The sequence below is a fragment of the Okeania sp. SIO2B9 genome (assembly GCF_010672505.1).
Lineage (GTDB): Bacteria > Cyanobacteriota > Cyanobacteriia > Cyanobacteriales > Microcoleaceae > Okeania > Okeania hirsuta.
This window is the reverse complement of sequence record NZ_JAAHGK010001790.1, coordinates 1-1,084: the sequence shown is the minus strand read 5'-3', so window position 1 is coordinate 1,084 and position 1,084 is coordinate 1. Positions and strand designations below refer to the sequence as shown.

Genomic DNA, 1,084 nt, shown 5'->3' with positions numbered 1-1,084 from the left:
TAAACCAGGCTAAAGAAGATTTGCCTGGTTTGCTTTAACTCGTAAAGGTGGAAAAAATGTTCCTTTTAGTGAATGTGATTGTCAGTTAAATGTTTATTCTCAACCTCGTAATGCTGAAAGTAAACCGATAATGAATCCAGAATTAAAAGGTATTGATACTGAGCAATATCAAGAGATACCAGGAGCAGAAATTACTTTTCCCAAAGCTGGTGTTTATGATTTAGAAATTATTGGGAGTGCCAAAGATGGAAAAAGTTTTAAACCTTTTAAATTTAATTATTCCGTGACTGTTACTGGTGGGTGATATAGCGCTACGCGCAAGTCAGAAGTTAGAAGTCAGAAGTTAGAAGTTAGAAGTAATCCCTGGCGATCGCCTAATTTCTTCGAGAACCCAAATGGGTTCTATAGATAACAATAAAAATCATATAGACTGCTTTAAAAATTATTCTATGTTAGAAGCAGCTCTAGAAGAATTAGTAAATGAACAACAACATGAAATTTATGGAGATTTTGGTAGTTTAATTGAGCAGTGTGGATTTATTTGTAGTGATTTTGAAAATGCTGTTTCTCATTGTATAAATATAGCTGAAAATCGCAAAGGTCATTCCTTCTTTTTAATTGATCCTTTTCGATGGAGTCATGTATCCATGAGTAGTATCAGGCGCATAAATACTCTCAAGGGTTCAGAAATTCTCTATACCTATATGATTAGAGATTTAAAAAGATTTGTTATTGGCAAAAATGGTATTGATACAGTCAATTTTAATAAAATTCTAGAAGCAAGTGGGTATTATGAATCAGAAAATTTAAAACTATTTGATAGAGTTAGTGGGCAACGCTATTTAAGGAATGAGTCTCTCAGATTATTTAGAGATAAAGGAAACACTAAACATATACATACATTTTCTCTAATACCTAAAGGTTATATAGATGTCTTATATTATTTAATGCATTTTTATCAGAATATAACTGCCTTACAAGTAATGAAAGAAACTTTGTGGAAGTACAATAATTTACACCATTTATTTGAGTTTAAGGTTTATGGTTTTGGATTAAAAACTATTGACTATTATGAGCAACAGCC

The 1,084-nt window shown here is 31.4% G+C and carries 2 protein-coding genes; both read left to right on the top strand.

From position 1 onward, the window contains the following. Positions 1-130: 130 nt before the first annotated feature. On the top strand, positions 131-304 hold the full coding sequence (locus F6K13_RS34455; protein WP_287290140.1) for a hypothetical protein: 174 nt from the start codon (positions 131-133) through the stop codon (positions 302-304). A 91-nt stretch (positions 305-395) separates the two neighbouring features. After that, on the top strand, positions 396-1,084 hold a 689-nt coding region (gene tcmP, locus F6K13_RS34450; protein WP_287290138.1), incomplete at its 3' end, for a three-Cys-motif partner protein TcmP.

What these genes read in the sequence shown, in the direction of transcription:
- F6K13_RS34455 (WP_287290140.1), top strand. Translation starts at nt 131, where the DNA reads ATGAATCCAGAATTAAAAGGTATTGATACTGAGCAATATCAAGAGATA.